The 15,647-nt window shown below is 52.9% G+C and carries 14 protein-coding genes and 2 pseudogenes; 7 read left to right on the top strand and 9 right to left on the bottom strand.

The features are described 5' to 3' along the window. Nucleotides 1-25: 25 nt before the first annotated feature. Nucleotides 26-1,534 (top strand): FGGY-family carbohydrate kinase, encoded by a 1,509-nt coding sequence (locus FDW94_RS03430; protein ID WP_137377136.1) that lies wholly within the window; start codon nt 26-28, stop codon nt 1,532-1,534. A 51-nt stretch (nt 1,535-1,585) separates the two neighbouring features. Here the strand turns inward: FDW94_RS03430 and FDW94_RS23820 are convergent. Both FDW94_RS23820 and FDW94_RS23815 read right to left on the bottom strand, forming a co-directional pair. Beyond that, nucleotides 1,586-2,299, bottom strand: a pseudogene (locus tag FDW94_RS23820) (alpha/beta hydrolase); the annotation flags it as partial. 279 nt (nt 2,300-2,578) lie between these two features. Further along, nucleotides 2,579-3,283 (bottom strand): annotated as a pseudogene (locus tag FDW94_RS23815) (GNAT family protein); the annotation flags it as partial. 142 nt (nt 3,284-3,425) lie between these two features. Between FDW94_RS23815 and FDW94_RS03420 the strand changes: the two are divergent. Both FDW94_RS03420 and FDW94_RS03415 read left to right on the top strand, forming a co-directional pair. Beyond that, nucleotides 3,426-4,544, top strand: coding sequence for a YbdK family carboxylate-amine ligase (locus FDW94_RS03420; protein WP_057066480.1), 1,119 nt, complete (start codon nt 3,426-3,428; stop codon nt 4,542-4,544). Nucleotides 4,545-4,611: 67 nt separating this feature from the next. After that, nucleotides 4,612-4,860 carry a DUF1158 domain-containing protein gene (locus tag FDW94_RS03415; protein WP_008784044.1) on the top strand — a complete coding sequence of 83 codons (249 nt, stop codon included), beginning with the start codon at nt 4,612-4,614 and terminating at the stop codon, nt 4,858-4,860. Nucleotides 4,861-4,881: 21 nt separating this feature from the next. On the opposite strand, the gene FDW94_RS03410 is transcribed toward FDW94_RS03415, so the two are convergent. Beyond that, nucleotides 4,882-5,223 carry a RamA family antibiotic efflux transcriptional regulator gene (locus tag FDW94_RS03410; RefSeq protein ID WP_003021996.1) on the bottom strand — a complete coding sequence of 114 codons (342 nt, stop codon included), beginning with the start codon at nt 5,221-5,223 and terminating at the stop codon, nt 4,882-4,884. Nucleotides 5,224-5,240: 17 nt separating this feature from the next. Next, on the bottom strand, nt 5,241-6,353 hold the full coding sequence (locus FDW94_RS03405) for an MBL fold metallo-hydrolase (protein WP_008784042.1): 1,113 nt from the start codon (nt 6,351-6,353) through the stop codon (nt 5,241-5,243). Nucleotides 6,354-6,543: 190 nt separating this feature from the next. On the opposite strand from FDW94_RS03405, the gene FDW94_RS03400 reads away from it, so the two are divergent. The 4 genes from FDW94_RS03400 to FDW94_RS03385 all read left to right on the top strand — a co-directional run bounded on the left by FDW94_RS03400 (nt 6,544) and on the right by FDW94_RS03385 (nt 9,576). After that, on the top strand, nt 6,544-7,125 hold the full coding sequence (locus FDW94_RS03400) for a TetR/AcrR family transcriptional regulator (protein WP_071445801.1): 582 nt from the start codon (nt 6,544-6,546) through the stop codon (nt 7,123-7,125). Beyond that, nucleotides 7,125-7,493, top strand: a complete 369-nt coding sequence (locus FDW94_RS03395) for an MmcQ/YjbR family DNA-binding protein (protein ID WP_008784040.1) — start codon at nt 7,125-7,127, stop codon at nt 7,491-7,493. Before FDW94_RS03400 ends, FDW94_RS03395 begins: the two co-directional genes overlap by 1 nt. A gap of 119 nt (nt 7,494-7,612) precedes the next feature. Further along, entirely contained in the window at nt 7,613-8,266 is a 654-nt protein-coding gene (nfsB, locus tag FDW94_RS03390) for an oxygen-insensitive NAD(P)H nitroreductase (protein ID WP_003831162.1), read from the top strand. 65 nt (nt 8,267-8,331) lie between these two features. Next, nucleotides 8,332-9,576, top strand: coding sequence for a mechanosensitive ion channel family protein (locus tag FDW94_RS03385; RefSeq protein WP_048235920.1), 1,245 nt, complete (start codon nt 8,332-8,334; stop codon nt 9,574-9,576). 3 nt (nt 9,577-9,579) lie between these two features. On the opposite strand, the gene FDW94_RS03380 is transcribed toward FDW94_RS03385, so the two are convergent. The 5 genes from FDW94_RS03380 to pheP all read right to left on the bottom strand — a co-directional run bounded on the left by FDW94_RS03380 (nt 9,580) and on the right by pheP (nt 15,646). Continuing rightward, nucleotides 9,580-10,560, bottom strand: a complete 981-nt coding sequence (locus FDW94_RS03380) for a LacI family DNA-binding transcriptional regulator (protein ID WP_003831159.1) — start codon at nt 10,558-10,560, stop codon at nt 9,580-9,582. Nucleotides 10,561-10,637: 77 nt separating this feature from the next. Continuing rightward, nucleotides 10,638-11,789, bottom strand: coding sequence for a Gfo/Idh/MocA family oxidoreductase (locus FDW94_RS03375; RefSeq protein ID WP_137377135.1), 1,152 nt, complete (start codon nt 11,787-11,789; stop codon nt 10,638-10,640). After that, nucleotides 11,786-12,814, bottom strand: coding sequence for a sugar phosphate isomerase/epimerase family protein (locus FDW94_RS03370; protein ID WP_137377134.1), 1,029 nt, complete (start codon nt 12,812-12,814; stop codon nt 11,786-11,788). Before FDW94_RS03370 ends, FDW94_RS03375 begins: the two co-directional genes overlap by 4 nt. A gap of 15 nt (nt 12,815-12,829) precedes the next feature. Beyond that, nucleotides 12,830-14,071: an MFS transporter gene (locus tag FDW94_RS03365; RefSeq protein WP_003835691.1), complete on the bottom strand. Its 1,242-nt coding sequence runs from the start codon at nt 14,069-14,071 to the stop codon at nt 12,830-12,832. Between the two features lie 180 nt (nt 14,072-14,251). Then, nucleotides 14,252-15,646 carry a phenylalanine transporter gene (gene pheP / locus FDW94_RS03360; protein ID WP_008784036.1) on the bottom strand — a complete coding sequence of 465 codons (1,395 nt, stop codon included), beginning with the start codon at nt 15,644-15,646 and terminating at the stop codon, nt 14,252-14,254. Between the last annotated feature and the right edge of the window lies 1 nt (nt 15,647).

Below are 15,647 nucleotides of genomic sequence, written 5' to 3'. Positions count from 1 at the left end.
GGAAACAGAGAGGCTGGAGAAAACGATGTCAGCAACGAAAGACATTATTATTGCGCTTGATGAAGGCACCACCAATGCCAAAGCCGTTGCGCTGGACGGTCAGGGAAATGTGGTCGCGAAGTTCTCCCGCGCGCTGGCGATCCACACGCCTCGCGAAGGCTGGGTTGAACAGTCCGGCGACGCGCTGCTGGAGGCCTCTCTGGCTGTAATGGCGCAAGCAGTTGCCGCCGTAGGTACGCAGCGGGTGGCGGCGCTGGCGATCAGTAATCAGCGAGAAACGGCAATCGGCTGGTATCGCGCAAGCGGGCGTCCGCTCGGCCCCGCCATTACCTGGCAATGCTCGCGCACGGCTGACTTTTGCCGGGCTTTGCGCGAGCAAGGTCATGAGGCGAAAATAAAATCCACCACCGGATTGCCCGTCGCCCCGCTCTTTTCTGCCTCTAAAATGCGCTGGCTTCTGGAGTCCGTCCCCAACGGCATGGCGCTCGCGCAGCAAGGCGAAATTTGCCTCGGCACTATCGATAGCTGGTTACTGTGGAATCTTACCGGCGGTGCGGCGTTTCGTTGTGACGCCTCCAACGCTTCGCGCACGCAGTTACTCAATCTACATAGCGGCCAATGGGATAGCGAGATGCTGGCGCTGTTTGGTATCCCGCAACAGGCGCTGCCAGAAGTTTGCCCTTCCAGTCATCATTTTGGCGTGACGAAAGGTCTGGCGACCATCCCCGATGGGATCCCCATTCTGGCGATGATTGGCGATTCTCATGCCGCGCTCTTTGCCCACGGGCTAGGTGCTGAAGGTTGTGTTAAAGCGACCTATGGCACCGGCTCATCGGTGATGGCTCCGGTATCTTCAACGCAGTCTGCGGTGAATGCGCTGGCAACAACTATTGCCTGGCATGATGGCGATACCCGGGTCTATGGTCTGGAAGGCAATATTCCCCATACCGGCGATGCTGTGGCCTGGATGGCCGACAGTACCGGCTTAAGCGAACTGCCGGAGGAGCAACTGTTACATGCACTCAATACTCTGCCCGCCACGGTCGACTCGACGCTGGGCGTCTATTTTGTTCCGGCACTTACCGGGCTGGGCGCACCCTGGTGGGATGAAAGCGCCCGGGGGTTAATTCATGGCCTCAGCCGCGGCGTGAAACGCGCGCATCTGGTGCGCGCCGCGCTGGAGTCTATTACCTATCAAATTGCCGATGTGGTGCAAGCGATGCACCAGCACAGCGGTTTCAGCCTCAGCGCGCTGATGGTTGATGGCGGGCCAACAAAAAATGATTGGCTGATGCAGTACCAGTCCGATCTGCTGGGTTGCCCGGTAATGCGCAGCGACATTCCCGAGCTTTCAGCCATTGGCGCCGGGCTGCTGGCACGCAAGGCGCTGCTCGGTACAGAAACCGCTCAGCTACGCCATTTTTTGCCCGACCACATATCATTTCAGCCAAACGCAGAGCGTCACGGTCGATTGCAAAAACGCTGGCACGAGTGGCAAAGCGCCGTTGAGCGTACGCGCTGGCAAACACCTTAGCGAGTCAGCAATCATGATAAATCCGCCCGCAGCCACGACTGAGTGCGGGCGCTAATCGCGAACAAAGTCACCAATCGCCAGATAGGTGGCTTTTGCTTCCTGCAGGACTTTGTCCTCCAGCATCAGATAAGCATGCGTCATCCCAGGAAAGTGAACATGCTGTACGGGTATCCCCGCAGCTTGCAGTCTGGCGACAAAAGCAAAATTCTCATCCCGTAAAGGATCCAGCCCGCCACTGAACACCAGAGTGGGTGGAAAATCCTGGCTCAACGGCAGGTAAAGCGGAGACGTCTGTTTACGATCTTCTTCATTGCGGAAATATTGCTGAAAATACCAGCGTATTTTGCTTTCATCCAGTAGCTTTCCGGTACCGTTCTCCTGCACCGATGGCCAGTTCAGCGTGTAGTCCAGGCTCGGATAAATCAGCACCAGGCGATGAATAAATCCTGGCTGCTCGCGGGAAAAGTAGGCCGCCAGCGTCGCGCTAAATGCGCCGCCACCGCTGTCGCCGATAAGCGTGAGTTGGCGAGTGTAAGGAAAATGCTGACTTTCGAGCAGCGACCAGACGTTTTCTATTACGGCTTTAGCATCGGAAAGACCAGCCGGATACGGGTTTTCTGGCGCAAGTCGATAATCAACCGACACAACGATATTTCCTGTCGCCATCGCCAGATGACGGGCAACCGGGTCATACACTTCCACCGAACCGCTCAGATGCCCACCGCCATGGATAAACACCACCACCTTCGGCTCTCCGGTCAGTGCCGGTCGATAAATCCGTACCGGGATGCGACGCTCTCCGGTATCCACTTCCGTATTGATAATCGCCGCCATCGGTTCTGAGGTGGACACATTTGCTTTTGTCAGTGCTGCTAACCCTGCTCTTGAGCAGAGCGTGTCGTAGCAAAGGTTGGGATTGCGAGGTTGTGCTGCGAGTAAATCAGCCAGAAGCGCAGGCGGTGTTTGCGTCAGCGAGCCATGTTCCTGTTGCCAGCGCTGTTGATAATCTTGCTGTTGCGTCTGCACAGTCTCAACGTTGGCTGTCTCACAGGAAAAGCACTCTGCCATTGACTGGCGTTGCCGACCGTTTTCATCAAAGTTCTCCGTGGCCAACCAGCGCTGTAACACGGCGTCACACTGGGGCCATTCGCTATCAATCATTGATAACCAGTCGCTGTCGCGATTACGCCCCTTGCGCACAATCTTCTGGCGAAAGCGACCTTCGAAGATAAACCCAAGGCGTTCCGCTGCCCGTCGAGAAGCGGTGTTCAGAGAATCGCATTTCCACTCCACGCGACGATAGCCCAACGCAAATGCCTGGCGTAACAGCAGCCAGATGCTTTCGGTGCCGAGAACCGTATTTTTCATACGCGGTGACCAGGTCACATGACCAATTTCGACCGAACCGTGCTCTCGTTCAATCGCCATAAAGCACACCAGTCCGACAGCTCGTCCTGAACGCTGTTCAATGACGGCATAGGGAACCAGAGATGCATCAGTAACTTTCCCCTGCACCCAGCAAACTGCGGCCTCGACGCTTGTGGGGCGAGAGCTTGCAAGCCAGGTCCAGTCGCGATCGTCCGGCGCCTGCGCATAGGCATCAAACAGATCGGCGGCATGGCTGTCGGCATCCAGGGGAACCAGTCGACAATATTGCCCTATCAGCGTTTCCCGTGGCAGTACGGCAGCGCCATTCCAGTCCGGCACGACATCGCCGACGGTCTGCCCATAAAGATTTATTTCCGGCACGATTCAACCCCAGTAGCGAAGTAAAAAATAGTTATAACACTGGCCATTACACCTTCAAAGCGTCGCAAGGGTGATTTTGACGACGAACAGAAAATCAGCAGTCCTTCTATACTGATTAAAAATCAACGCGGAAGAGAGCCTTATGCCACTACCTGATTTTCATGTTTCCGACCCTTTTACGTTAGGCATTGAACTGGAAATGCAGGTGGTCAATCCGCCAGGTTACGACCTGAGTCAGGATTCTTCCCGGCTGATTGACGCCGTAAAACCGCAGCTCACCGCCGGAGAAGTGAAGCACGATATCACCGAAAGTATGCTGGAGATGGCGACCGGAGTTTGCCGCAATATCGACCAGGCTGATGCTGAATTGTCCGCTATGCAGCAGATAATTATGCGAGTTGCTGCAGAGCATCACCTCGCCATTTGTGGCGGTGGCACACATCCATTTCAAAAATGGCAACGTCAGGAAGTCTGCGATGACGAACGCTATCGGCGCAACCTGGAAAATTTTGGCTATCTTATCCAGCAGGCGACGGTGTTTGGCCAGCATGTGCATATCGGCTGCGCAAACGGCGATGATGCCATTTACCTGCTACACGGCCTGTCGCGATTTGTTCCCCATTTTATTGCGCTCTCGGCCACCTCACCTTATATGCAGACGTCCGACACGCGGTTTGCCTGCGCGCGCCTGAATATTTTCTCCGGATTTCCCGATAATGGTCCGATGCCATGGGTGAATAACTGGCAGGAATTCGAGGGGCTATTCCGTCGACTGGCTTACACCAGCATGATTGATAGCATTAAAGATTTACACTGGGATATCCGCCCCAGCCCGCACTTTGGCACGGTAGAGGTTCGGGTAATGGATACGCCGCTGACCCTTGATCATGCGGTCAATATGGCAGGACTTATTCAGGCTACCGCCCACTGGTTACTCACCAAACGTCCATTCAAGCACCAGGAGCGTGATTACCTGTTGTATAAATTCAATCGTTTTCAGGCCTGTCGCTTTGGTATGGCGGGAATCGTCACCGACGTCAATACCGGCGACGGTTGCCGCCTGTCAGAAGACACATTGCGACTCCTGGAGAATATCGCTACCTCTGCAGATAAAGTAGGGGCAACCAGCGCGATTGAAGCTATACATCTGCAGGTTAAAAATGGTCATGATGAAGCACAAAACATGCGTGACTTTGTCGCCGAAGGCGGGTCACTGAGTGGACTGGTGAAAAAACATTGTGAGATTTGGGCGGGGTTGTAAGCGTGGGTATTTGCGTTGCCCGCTGAGATCCCGGACAATAGCTTTTTAACTCAAGTTTAACAATGTCATGAAACACCCGCTTGAATCACTGATGACTGTCGCAGGGATCCTGCTACTGGCTTTTTTGTCTTGCCTGCTGCTACCCGCCCCCTCACTTGGCCTGGTGCTGGCGCAAAAACTCGTCGCCATTTTTCATCTGATGGATCTCAATCAGTTTTATACTTTGCTGTTTTGCCTGTGGTTTTTACTGCTGGGCGTGATTGAATATTTGGTGCTGCGCTTCATCTGGCGGCGCTGGTTCTCGCTGGCGGATTAGGCCCGCGAGAACCCTCTGCTGTTAATGCGTTCGGCTATGATTTTCTTTGCGATAAGCTCCCGGCGGCTGGCTGAACGTACGGGTGAAAATACGCGTAAAGGTCTGCTGCGAATCGAATCCGTATTTTAAACATATGTCGTACACTTTCTGGTCGGTATCGCGTAGATCGCGCGCCGCCAGCAGCAGCTTACGTTCGCGGATGTAACGCCCGAGACTTTCGCCTTTGTACTGCATAAAAAGACGCTGCAGGTGCCATTTGGAATATCCCGCATGGCGTGCAATATCATCAATGCGCAATGGCTGATTCAAATTATCATCAATCCATTCAACAATCGTATCAATTACCTGAGCAGAAATCGTCATCATGCTCTCCCCTGTATTCATTGAGTCACCTGTTGCCACCAGGCCGTAAACGGTTGGTCCGGTTCGGACAGTATTACCGGTTCACCCAGCATTGGCGTCAGCAGTCGGTAATCCTGATGACGACTGGCAAGCGCCAGTCGTTTGTAAGGATCATCCCAGGTATGTTTCGCCAGAACGAAACGGCCGGCATGCCCTGGCAACACGGCTTTCGCATGCAGATCTGCCGCAGCCTGCGCCGTTTCTTCCGGCATCATGTGAATAAACTTCCAGTCCTGGTCATACTGACCGTTCTCCATAATCGCCAAATCGACAGAGCCAAACTGCTCGCCGATGGCTTTAAAATGCGGTCCATAGCCGGAATCGCCGCTGTAATAAACGTTCTGCTCCGGCGTTTCGAACATGAAGCTCGCCCATAGCGTTTGGTTGCGTTTGATACCGCGCCCCGAGAAATGACGGGCGGGCAGCACATGAACGATCAGCGAATCCGTCACTCTGACGGACTGATTCCAGTCCCGTTCTTCGATTATCTCGCTGCGCATCCCCCAGTAACGCAGATGCGACCCGACGCCAAGCGGCGTAATCACCCGCTTAATTTTCGGCATTAGCGCCTTGATAGTGGCGAGATCCAGATGGTCATAGTGATCGTGCGAGATGATGAGCAGGTCTATCTCCGGCATCGTCTGTGCGGTCCACGGATAATCACCGGCAAAGGCCTTGTTCAGGAACGAGAACGGTGCGGCATAATTGCTGAAAACCGGATCAATCAGGATACGTTGACCCGCCAGCTGTAAATACCACGAAGAATGGCCCAGCCAGACCAGGGTATCCTGCTGCGGCGAAAGCCCGGCGAGATCGGTCGCGACCATAGGTAACGGTTGTGCTGGTCGTGCATTTTCACGCTTAGCGACCAGAAACTCCCACCAGGCCGCCAGCATGCCTTTGTTGCCGGTATAGCCCGGTGTCGGCACCTGGTTATGAAACTGTCCATCACGATAGTGCGGTGACTGTTCAACCTGACTCAGTTGTGCCCCTTGCGGCGCCTGACCAAACCCGGCATTGAGTACAAACGGTAAACTTGCAGCTGCAGCAATAAGCATAATAACAACCACACAAACTGTGAGACGCTTCATATCCTGACCTTAAACGCGCCCCCTTTCCGCTGGTTTGCGCGACTGACTCTTGATTATGAGTGAGTAAGCACTCATTATAGAAATCGAAAGTTCTCCGTCAAGATGATTTTCAATCTTTGACATTCGCCGTTGCGGCGCAGCAAACGCCGTGATTCAATCATGTTTTTTACAGACTTAAGGGTAAAGTGTAGTGGCTCGTCCGAAGAGTGAAGACAAAAAACTGGCATTACTGGAAGCTGCAACCACAGCATTTGCACAATCAGGTGTTGCGGCTTCGACCGCCGTGATAGCCCGTAATGCAGGGGTTGCGGAGGGAACGTTGTTTCGCTATTTCGCGACCAAAGATGATTTGATCAACGAGCTTTACCTCTTTTTGAAGCAAGACCTTTGTCAGTCGATGATGGCAAACCTGGATCGTTCAGTGACCGATGCCAAAACCATGACTCACTACATCTGGAACAGCTACATTAGCTGGGGCCTGAACCACACCTGCGGGCATCGCACGATTCGTCAGTTGGCCGTCAGCGAGAAAATAAGCAAGGAAACCGAACAACAGGCTGACGATATGTTCCCGGAACTGCGCGATCTTTGTCATCGTTCCGTACGACCCGAGTTTATGTCTGACGAATATCGCGCCTTTGGCGACGGGCTATTCCTTTCTCTGGCAGAAACCACCATGGAGTTCGCCGCCCGCGACGCTGCCCGCGCAAATGAATATATTTCGATGGGGTTTGAAGCCATGTGGCGCGCCCTGACCCGCGAGGAACAATAATGGACGGCCAGACCCTTCCTGCCTGTGCGAAACGCCTTGCGCTCGAACTACCTTTTACCGAACACTGCTGGCCTTTCGGCCCGGAATACGATGTCTTCAAGGTTGGCGGTAAAATTTTTATGCTGGTCACGGAGCTTCGCGGACGGCCGCTTATTAACCTGAAATCCGATCCGCAAAAATCACTGTTAAACCAGCAGATCTACCCCAGCATTAAGCCCGGCTATCACATGAATAAAAAGCACTGGATCTCGGTCTATCCTGGTGACGATATTACCGAGTCATTACTGGCAGAGCTGGTGAATGATTCCTGGCACCGCGTCGTCGACGGCTTGCCGAAACGGGATCAAAAACGCCTGCGTCCAGGTTGATTTATCGCTAACCCCGATAAGTGTTTTTGCATTTTCCTGTCTTATCTTTTTCCTGCTAACCCTGTACCCTGCTGAAACAAAACGCACCCGCAGGGTATGGAAAATCACCAGGAGTAGTTATGGATATTGTTTCTGTCGCCTTAAAACGTTACTCCACTAAGGCATTCGATCCGAATAAAAAACTGACCGCTGAGCAGGCCGAAAAATTAAAAACGCTGCTGCAGTTTAGCCCGTCCAGCACCAACTCTCAGCCATGGCACTTTATTGTCGCCAGCACTGACGAAGGTAAGGCGCGTGTGGCTAAATCCGCAGCCGGCGGCTTTGTATTCAACGAACGTAAAATGCTGGATGCTTCCCACGTCGTGGTGTTCTGCGCCAAAACGGCGATGGACGATGCGTGGCTGGAACGCGTGGTGGATCAAGAAGAAAGCGATGGTCGTTTCGCCACGCCTGAAGCGAAAGCCGCAAACCACAAAGGCCGCACCTTCTTTGCCGACATGCATCGCAAAGAACTGAAAGATGACAACCACTGGATGGCAAAACAGGTGTACCTGAACGTCGGTAACTTCCTGCTGGGCGTTGCGGCGATGGGCCTGGATGCTGTGCCGATCGAAGGCTTTGATTCAGCTGTCATGGATGCAGAATTTGGCCTGAAAGAAAAAGGTTTCACCAGCGTAGTGGTGGTTCCTGTGGGTCATCACAGCGTAGAAGATTTCAACGCCGCGCTGCCGAAATCTCGTCTGCCGTTGGAAACGACGCTGACGGAAGTCTAATCCTCCGCATTTGCATAAGCTCCGCACAGCGGTCATCATAGACCGCTGTTTATTAAGGAGACGTTATGCAGGAATTGATATCTCAGGTAGAAGAACTCGGCATTGAAATAAATCACACCACCTCATTGGTGATGATTTTTGGCATTATTTTTATCACCGCCATTATTGTTCACGTTATTTTGCACTGGGTGGTATTACGCGCATTTGAAAAGCGCGCCAGCGCCAGCTCCCGCCTGTGGCTACAAATCATCACGCAGAACAAGTTATTTCACCGGCTGGCATTCACCCTACAGGGTATCATTGTCAATATACAGGCCGCACTCTGGCTACAGAAAGGCAGCGAAGCAGCAGAAATATTAGTGACCTGCGCACAGTTGTGGATCATGATGTACGCCCTGCTGTCCCTGTTTTCCCTGCTGGACGTTATTCTCAATCTGTCGCAAAAACTCCCTGCCGCATCGCAATTACCGCTAAAAGGCATATTCCAGGGCATCAAACTCATCAGCGCAATTCTCGTCGGAATATTGATGATTTCCCTGCTGATTGGTCAGTCACCGGCAATACTGATAAGCGGTCTGGGCGCCATGGCCGCCGTGTTAATGCTGGTGTTTAAAGATCCAATCCTCGGACTGGTTGCCGGAATACAACTTTCAGCCAACGATATGTTGAAGTTGGGTGACTGGCTGGAAATGCCGAAATATGGTGCAGATGGCGCGGTTATCGATATTGGCTTAACCACCGTGAAAGTGCGCAACTGGGATAACACCATCACCACTATCCCAACCTGGTCACTGGTCTCAGACTCTTTTAAAAACTGGAGTGGAATGTCGGCTTCCGGTGGGCGGAGAATAAAACGCAGCATCAGCATCGATGCCACCAGCATCCATTTTCTTGATGAGGATGAGCGCCAGCGTCTGCATAAAGCCCACCTGCTGAAACCGTATTTAACAACACGTCACCAGGAAATTGACGAGTGGAATCAGCAGTTAGATGCGCCTGAATCGGTGTTGAATCACCGCCGGATGACCAATATTGGCACCTTCCGCGCTTATCTGAACGAGTATTTGCGTCATCATCCGCGTATTCGCAAAGATATGACGTTAATGGTGCGCCAGCTTGCGCCGGACGATCATGGTTTACCGATCGAAATTTATGCCTTTACCAATACGGTGGTCTGGCTGGAATATGAAAGTATTCAGGCTGATATCTTCGACCATATATTTGCCGTAGTCGAAGAGTTTGGCTTGCGCATTCATCAGTCGCCTACCGGAAACGATATTCGTGCGCTGTCTGGCGCGTTTCAGCGATAAAGCTCAGGTACTGGCGCGTGAAATATAGCGCCAGTCCATCATCACCCTTTCCGTCTGCGCGTCAGGATTTTCTATTTTATTCAGCAATAATCCTACCGCTTTGCGGCCTATATCCCGTGAGGGCTGCTCAATGGTCGAAAGCTGTGGAGAAACCATTTCTGCCAGTTCCGTACCGTCGAAACCAACAACGGCGATATCCTGCGGGATCTGTAATCCGGCATCGAAAATAGCGCGCATCGCACCAGCGGCTAGCGTGTCCGATACGGCAAACACCGCGTCGGGTTTCACCTCTGCGGCAAGTAGTGTTTTCATCGCCGCAATTCCTGCACTGGAACTTAATTCACTGGCATATTCCACAGCCTGATATTCAAGCGACAGCGCATGCAGCGCCGCTTTATAGCCGCGTTCGCGCAAACGAGCATATTTATAACTCAGGTCATGATTGATTAAGGCAATTCGTCGGTAGCCCTTATCCACCAGGTGAGATATTACCGACTGTGCGGCGTCAACATCGTTAATCCCCACGCAGGAAACCGCGCCTTTGTCAGCATATTCCGCGCACTGAACCCAGGGCGCATCGCCAATCAGCGTAGTCAGTTCCGGTAATTTGGAGAATGCATCCATGGTGATAATGCCATCGACGATTTTCCCCGACAGGAGCTTCAACGCTGATTTTGAGCGGGCTGTATCCGAGCCGGAATTACACAGTAAAATGCGATAGCCATTCTTCTCCGCCTCCTCTTCAATGCCTTTAACAACCTCTGCACAAAAAGGATTGGCGATGTTGGAAACCATCACCAGAATCATCGAACTACGTGCCGTACGCAACTGACGCGCCAGCAGGTTGGGCTGATAATTGCTTTCTTTAATAGCCTGTAGCACGCGCTCACGATTTTTGGCTTTGACGGTATCACTGTGATTCAGCACACGCGATACCGTCGCCACCGACACACCGGCAAGCTGGGCGATTTTTTGAATAGACATAACGACGACACATCCTGCGGTTTACGCTTTGCGTTGAGGCTACCATAAAATCGCCGACTGGCGAACCGGATGCGTGTTTAGCGCTGTACTGATATCCAACGCTGCTGCTGATGGCTTTTTATAATTGCATCAATAATATACATCACATCCGCACCGTCAGAAAAAGACGCAAATCGACGCTCCGCCGTCGCGGGCATTTTGCCTGCCAACACCGCCTGATAAAACTGCTGCATCATATTCTTGAACGCATCCGGCCAGCCCTCAATATGCCCGCCCGGAAAGTGCGCACTGGCAGCAACATCCGCATTCATCAATCCTGGGTCGTCCGTCAGGATCTGGTTCGCCTGCTGACGATGCCCAACCCAAAGCTGTTGCGGCGTTTCCTGATCCCAGTGCAGTGAACAGTGGCTACCGTTAATTTCAAAGCTCAGGTGATTCTTGCGCCCGGCACTCACCTGCGAAACGCTAAAGCAGCCTTTGCTGCCATCATCAAAACGTACCAGCACCGACCCACGATCTTCCGTCGTAACCGCTTTATCCTCAAATTGTACATCAGCCGTTTGCTGGCCAAACGTGGCGTTACTGGCAATGCTGGCTTTACGTACCGGCCAGACGATAGCTAAATCGGCCATCACCTCGACAATACGTTTTCCAGTCACGAATTGCACCGTATCGCACCAGTGCGAACCGATATCCGCTACCGCCCGTGAATCGCCGCCCTGTGCAGCATCGACCCGCCAGTTGTAGTCAGTCTCCAGCAGCATCCAGTCCTGCAGGTAGCTCCCCTGTACGGCAAACAGACTACCCACGCTGCCGCTTCTGACCATACTGGCCGCCTGCTGCACCATTGCAAACTGGCGATAGACAAAGCTCACGCCGTGCACCACTCCAGCCTGCTGTGCCAGCGTTTCCAGTTCACGAGCCTCATCCGGCGTCATACATAGCGGCTTTTCTGAAAACACGTGCAGACCCGCGCGTAAAATCTGCCGATTGATGTCGGCATGCAGATGATTCGGCGTACAGTTATGCACTACCTGTAGTCCTGGATGCGCCAGCAGCGCTTCAACGCTGCCGTACACATGAGGAATATGAAGAGCATCTGCGCGTTCCAGGGCAACCGCCAGCGAGCTATCACAGAGCGCCACCACGTTCACACCGCCGAGTCGACGCAACGCCTCAATATGTGCAGGCCCAATAAATCCGCTGCCAATAATGCCAACCTGTATCATTTGCGTACCTCATCGCCAGCGGCGAAATCATCAAATGCACGTGCAGAAACCGGAATAATATGGCGGCGTATAAAATCACTCCCCTCACGCGCCCCGGTTTGCGCGTCTTTCAGGCAACACTCCCATTCCAGCACCGCCCAGCCAGGGAAATCATATTGTGTGAGCTTGCTGAAGATCGTTTTGAAATCGACCTGCCCGTCCCCCAAAGAACGGAAGCGCCCGGCGCGATCGAGCCATGGCTGATAACCGCCATAGACACCGCTGCGGCTACTGGCATGGTACTCAGCGTCCTTGACGTGGAACGCTTTAATACGCGAGTGATAGACATCGATAAACCCAAGATAATCCATCTGCTGCAATAACAGATGGCTTGGGTCATAGAGAATGTTGCAGCGAGGATGATTATCAACCAGCGCAAGAAAACGCTCGAACGTCACGCCATCGTGCAGATCTTCGCCGGGATGGATCTCAAAGCAAACATCCACCCCATGGTGATCAAAGCGATCGAGTATCGGTCTCCAGCGGCGCGCCAGCTCCAGAAAAGCCTCTTCAAAGCGCTGACGATTATGCGGTGGCCACGGATAAAAGAAAGGCCAGGCAAGCGAACCTGAAAACGTGGCATGTGCCGTCAGCCCCAGTCTTTGCGAAGCCGCAGCGGCCTGGTGTAAGGTTTCGATGGCCCACGCCTGTCTGGCCTGCGGATTAGCGCGTACAGACGGCGGAGCAAATCCGTCAAAAGCGTCATCGTAAGCCGGATGGACGGCAACCAGTTGACCTTCAAGATGGGTAGATAATTCGCTAATCACTAACCCATATCCGGCCAGCATCCCCCGAATATCATCACAATAGGCCTGACTTACAGCAGCTTGTTCGACATCAAACAGCGACTTGTGATTACACGGGATTTGTAATGCCTTATAGCCAAGCTCCGCCGCCCATTTTGCCACGCCTTCCAGGGTGTTAAATGGCGGATGCTCCCCGATAAATTGCGCCAGAAAAATGCCAGGCCCCTTGATGGTTTTCATAACCCCTCCTGAAAATTACGCCTGCTCTTTGTCGTCATACTTGAAAGAGAAAAGGAAAATCACGGCAATCACTGCGGCAGCGACTGCCGGGATCCACCAGAATGTGGTCCACGCCTGAGGCACGGTTTGCCCCGCCACCAGCCGGTTGTACAGTGCGCCTGAAATTTGCGAACCCAGCAACATACCGATCCCATAGGTAAACATAACGATCATGCTTTGCGCCTGACCTTTTACTTTTTCCCCGGCGATACGATCGGTGTAAATAAAGCCGACCACGAAGAAAAAGTCGTAGCACACGCCGTGCAGCAGAATGCCGAGATACAGCAGGAATCGGCCCTCTTCGCTGATGCCGAGGGCAAAGAAGGCATAACGCACGAACCAGGCGCACATCCCGATTAACAGCATGTATTTCACGCCCAAACGTCTGAACAGGAACGGGATCACCAGCATGAAGAATATTTCAGACATCTGACCAAACGACATCGCCGTACTGACGTCGCCGACGCCCGCATCAGCAAGAAACGACGCGGTATACGCGTAATAGGTTCCCAACGGTACAGAGATAAGCGTCGCGCAGAGCGAGAAGACAAAAAAGTGACGGACCTTGAGTAAGGCAAAAGCATCCGCACAAAACAGATCACGAACTTTCACCGGCAGTCCTTTCGCCGGTGCTGGCGTGTTGGGCAGCGTCAGGCTGTAGAGCGCCAGAATCACAGAGATAATCGCCGCCAGCGTAAAGATGCCGGTGGTGTCCGAAATTCCGGTTACACCGATAAAGATCCCCGCGACAATCCAGCCAATGGTGCCAAACACCCGCACCACCGGGAAGGTTTTGTCCTTATCCGACAGACTATGAAAAGCAATATTGTTGGTAAGCGCCAGCGTAGGCATGTAGCACAACGTGTAGCCAAACAGCAGACCAATCAACAGTGCACCGTTTTGCGCCACCAATGCCTGCGGAACAAACCACAGGATTGCCGCGCCAGCAAGGTGCATCACCGCCATCACCTTTTGCGAGGCAAAAAAGCGGTCTACCAGCATCCCTAAGACGAATGGCGACAGAATAGAGGCAATGGGCCCGGCTGAAAACGCATCGCCAATCAACAGCGACATGTTGTGCTGGCTCATCACCAGCCCCAGCGTGACGGACCAACTTCCCCAGATAAAGAACTGTAAGAACATCATTAGCGACAGCCGGGGCACCAGCAGCCGGTACTGTACGCTCTGTTTTCCACTACTTTCGGTTGTTGACACCATTTTTTGCCCCACCCTTAAAAAGTAATCGATTACAAATTAGATTCAATAGAAAAGTAATCGATTACAAAATAAAGATCCTGTCAGCAGCAGCAAAATTGCGAGAACGGTCACGATAAACGTTGAGTGAGGATCCGATCCCATCCTGACGATGGGATCGGTAATAACAAGATCGGTAGAAACTTAGCGGGACTTACGACGCAGCAGTTTGAAGGCAACAAACAGGAACAGGATCCAGACTGGCAGCAGGATAGCTGACAGGCGCATCTCATCCATCGTACACATCAGCACCAGAATCATGCCAAGGAAAGCAATACACAGGTAGTTCCCTGCCGGATACAGCAGCGCTTTAAACTGCGTGTCACGTCCCTTACGACGCATCGCCGCCCGGAATCGCAGATGTGCCAGGCAGATCATAATCCAGTTCAGCAGCAGCGTCGCCACCACCAGCGCCATCAGCAGGCTAAAGGCCTTTTGCGGCAGCACATAGTTGATGAGTACCACCAGCGACGTAATAGCACCGGAAAGGATCAGTGAGTTCACCGGTACGCCGCGACGGCTGACGCGGGTTAAGAACTTCGGCGCGTTACCCTGAACCGAAAGACCAAACAGCATGCGGCTGTTAGAGTAGACGCCACTGTTATACACCGACAGCGAAGCCACCAGGATGACAAAGTTCAGCGCAGAAGCCACTACGTTGCTGTCGAGATTATGGAAAATCATTACGAACGGGCTGCTGTTGGATTTCACTTCCACCCACGGGTACAGCGCCAACAGCACCACCAGAGAACCGATATAAAACAGCAGAATACGGTACACCACCTGGTTTACCGCCTTTGGAATGCTTTTCTGCGGATCCTGCGCTTCCGCGGCAGTAATCCCGATAAGCTCCAGCCCACCAAAGGAGAACATAATCACTGCCAGCGACAGAATTAATCCGTTCCAGCCGGTAGCAAAAAAGCCGTTGTAACGCCACAGGTTATCGATGCTTGCATGTTCCCCGCCGTTACCGGAAAACAGCATCCACACGCCAAAACCAATCATGCCGATAATGGCCAGTACTTTAATCAGCGCAAACCAGAATTCCGTTTCGCCATACAGACGTACGTTGACCAGATTGACGGCGTTGATGATCACGAAGAATGCCGCGGCCCAAATCCAGGTTGGAACATCGGGCAACCAGTACTGCATGTAGATCCCTGCCGCTGTCAGTTCTGCCATGCCGACCAGCACAAACATCACCCAGTAGTTCCAGCCGGACAGAAAACCCGCGAACGGTCCCCAGTATTTATAGGCAAAATGGGCAAACGATCCGGAAACGGGTTCTTCGACCACCATTTCGCCCAGTTGACGCATAATCAAAAAAGCGATGATCCCGGCAACGCCGTAACCCAGTAACACCGCAGGTCCCGCCATCTGAATAGCCGGGCCAATGCCCAAAAACAGGCCGGTACCAATTGCGCCGCCCAGCGCAATTAACTGAATATGGCGGTTTTGCAACCCTCGTTGAAGCGTCGGCTCGTTCGTCGACGCGGCATCAGACACGCTGGTGTCAGATGCAGTTGACGCGTTTTTCACG

The sequence above is a fragment of the Citrobacter sp. wls757 genome (genome assembly GCF_005280935.1).
GTDB lineage: Bacteria > Pseudomonadota > Gammaproteobacteria > Enterobacterales > Enterobacteriaceae > Citrobacter > Citrobacter portucalensis.
Note: the sequence above shows the minus strand (reverse complement) of the source record. Positions and strands in the feature narration are given on the sequence as shown.

Bases quoted from the DNA above. Each gene is read 5' to 3' on its own strand.
- FDW94_RS03415 (WP_008784044.1), top strand. From the start codon at position 4,612: ATGAAACACCCGCTTGAATCACTGATGACTGTCGCAGGGATCCTGCTA.
- FDW94_RS03365 (WP_003835691.1), bottom strand. From the start codon at position 14,071: ATGGTGTCAACAACCGAAAGTAGTGGAAAACAGAGCGTACAGTACCGG.
- FDW94_RS03375 (WP_137377135.1), bottom strand. From the start codon at position 11,789: ATGATACAGGTTGGCATTATTGGCAGCGGATTTATTGGGCCTGCACAT.
- nfsB (WP_003831162.1), top strand. From the start codon at position 7,613: ATGGATATTGTTTCTGTCGCCTTAAAACGTTACTCCACTAAGGCATTC.
- FDW94_RS03395 (WP_008784040.1), top strand. From the start codon at position 7,125: ATGGACGGCCAGACCCTTCCTGCCTGTGCGAAACGCCTTGCGCTCGAA.
- FDW94_RS03405 (WP_008784042.1), bottom strand. From the start codon at position 6,353: ATGAAGCGTCTCACAGTTTGTGTGGTTGTTATTATGCTTATTGCTGCA.
- FDW94_RS03430 (WP_137377136.1), top strand. From the start codon at position 26: ATGTCAGCAACGAAAGACATTATTATTGCGCTTGATGAAGGCACCACC.
- FDW94_RS03380 (WP_003831159.1), bottom strand. From the start codon at position 10,560: ATGTCTATTCAAAAAATCGCCCAGCTTGCCGGTGTGTCGGTGGCGACG.
- FDW94_RS03370 (WP_137377134.1), bottom strand. From the start codon at position 12,814: ATGAAAACCATCAAGGGGCCTGGCATTTTTCTGGCGCAATTTATCGGG.
- FDW94_RS03410 (WP_003021996.1), bottom strand. From the start codon at position 5,223: ATGACGATTTCTGCTCAGGTAATTGATACGATTGTTGAATGGATTGAT.
- FDW94_RS03385 (WP_048235920.1), top strand. From the start codon at position 8,332: ATGCAGGAATTGATATCTCAGGTAGAAGAACTCGGCATTGAAATAAAT.
- FDW94_RS03420 (WP_057066480.1), top strand. From the start codon at position 3,426: ATGCCACTACCTGATTTTCATGTTTCCGACCCTTTTACGTTAGGCATT.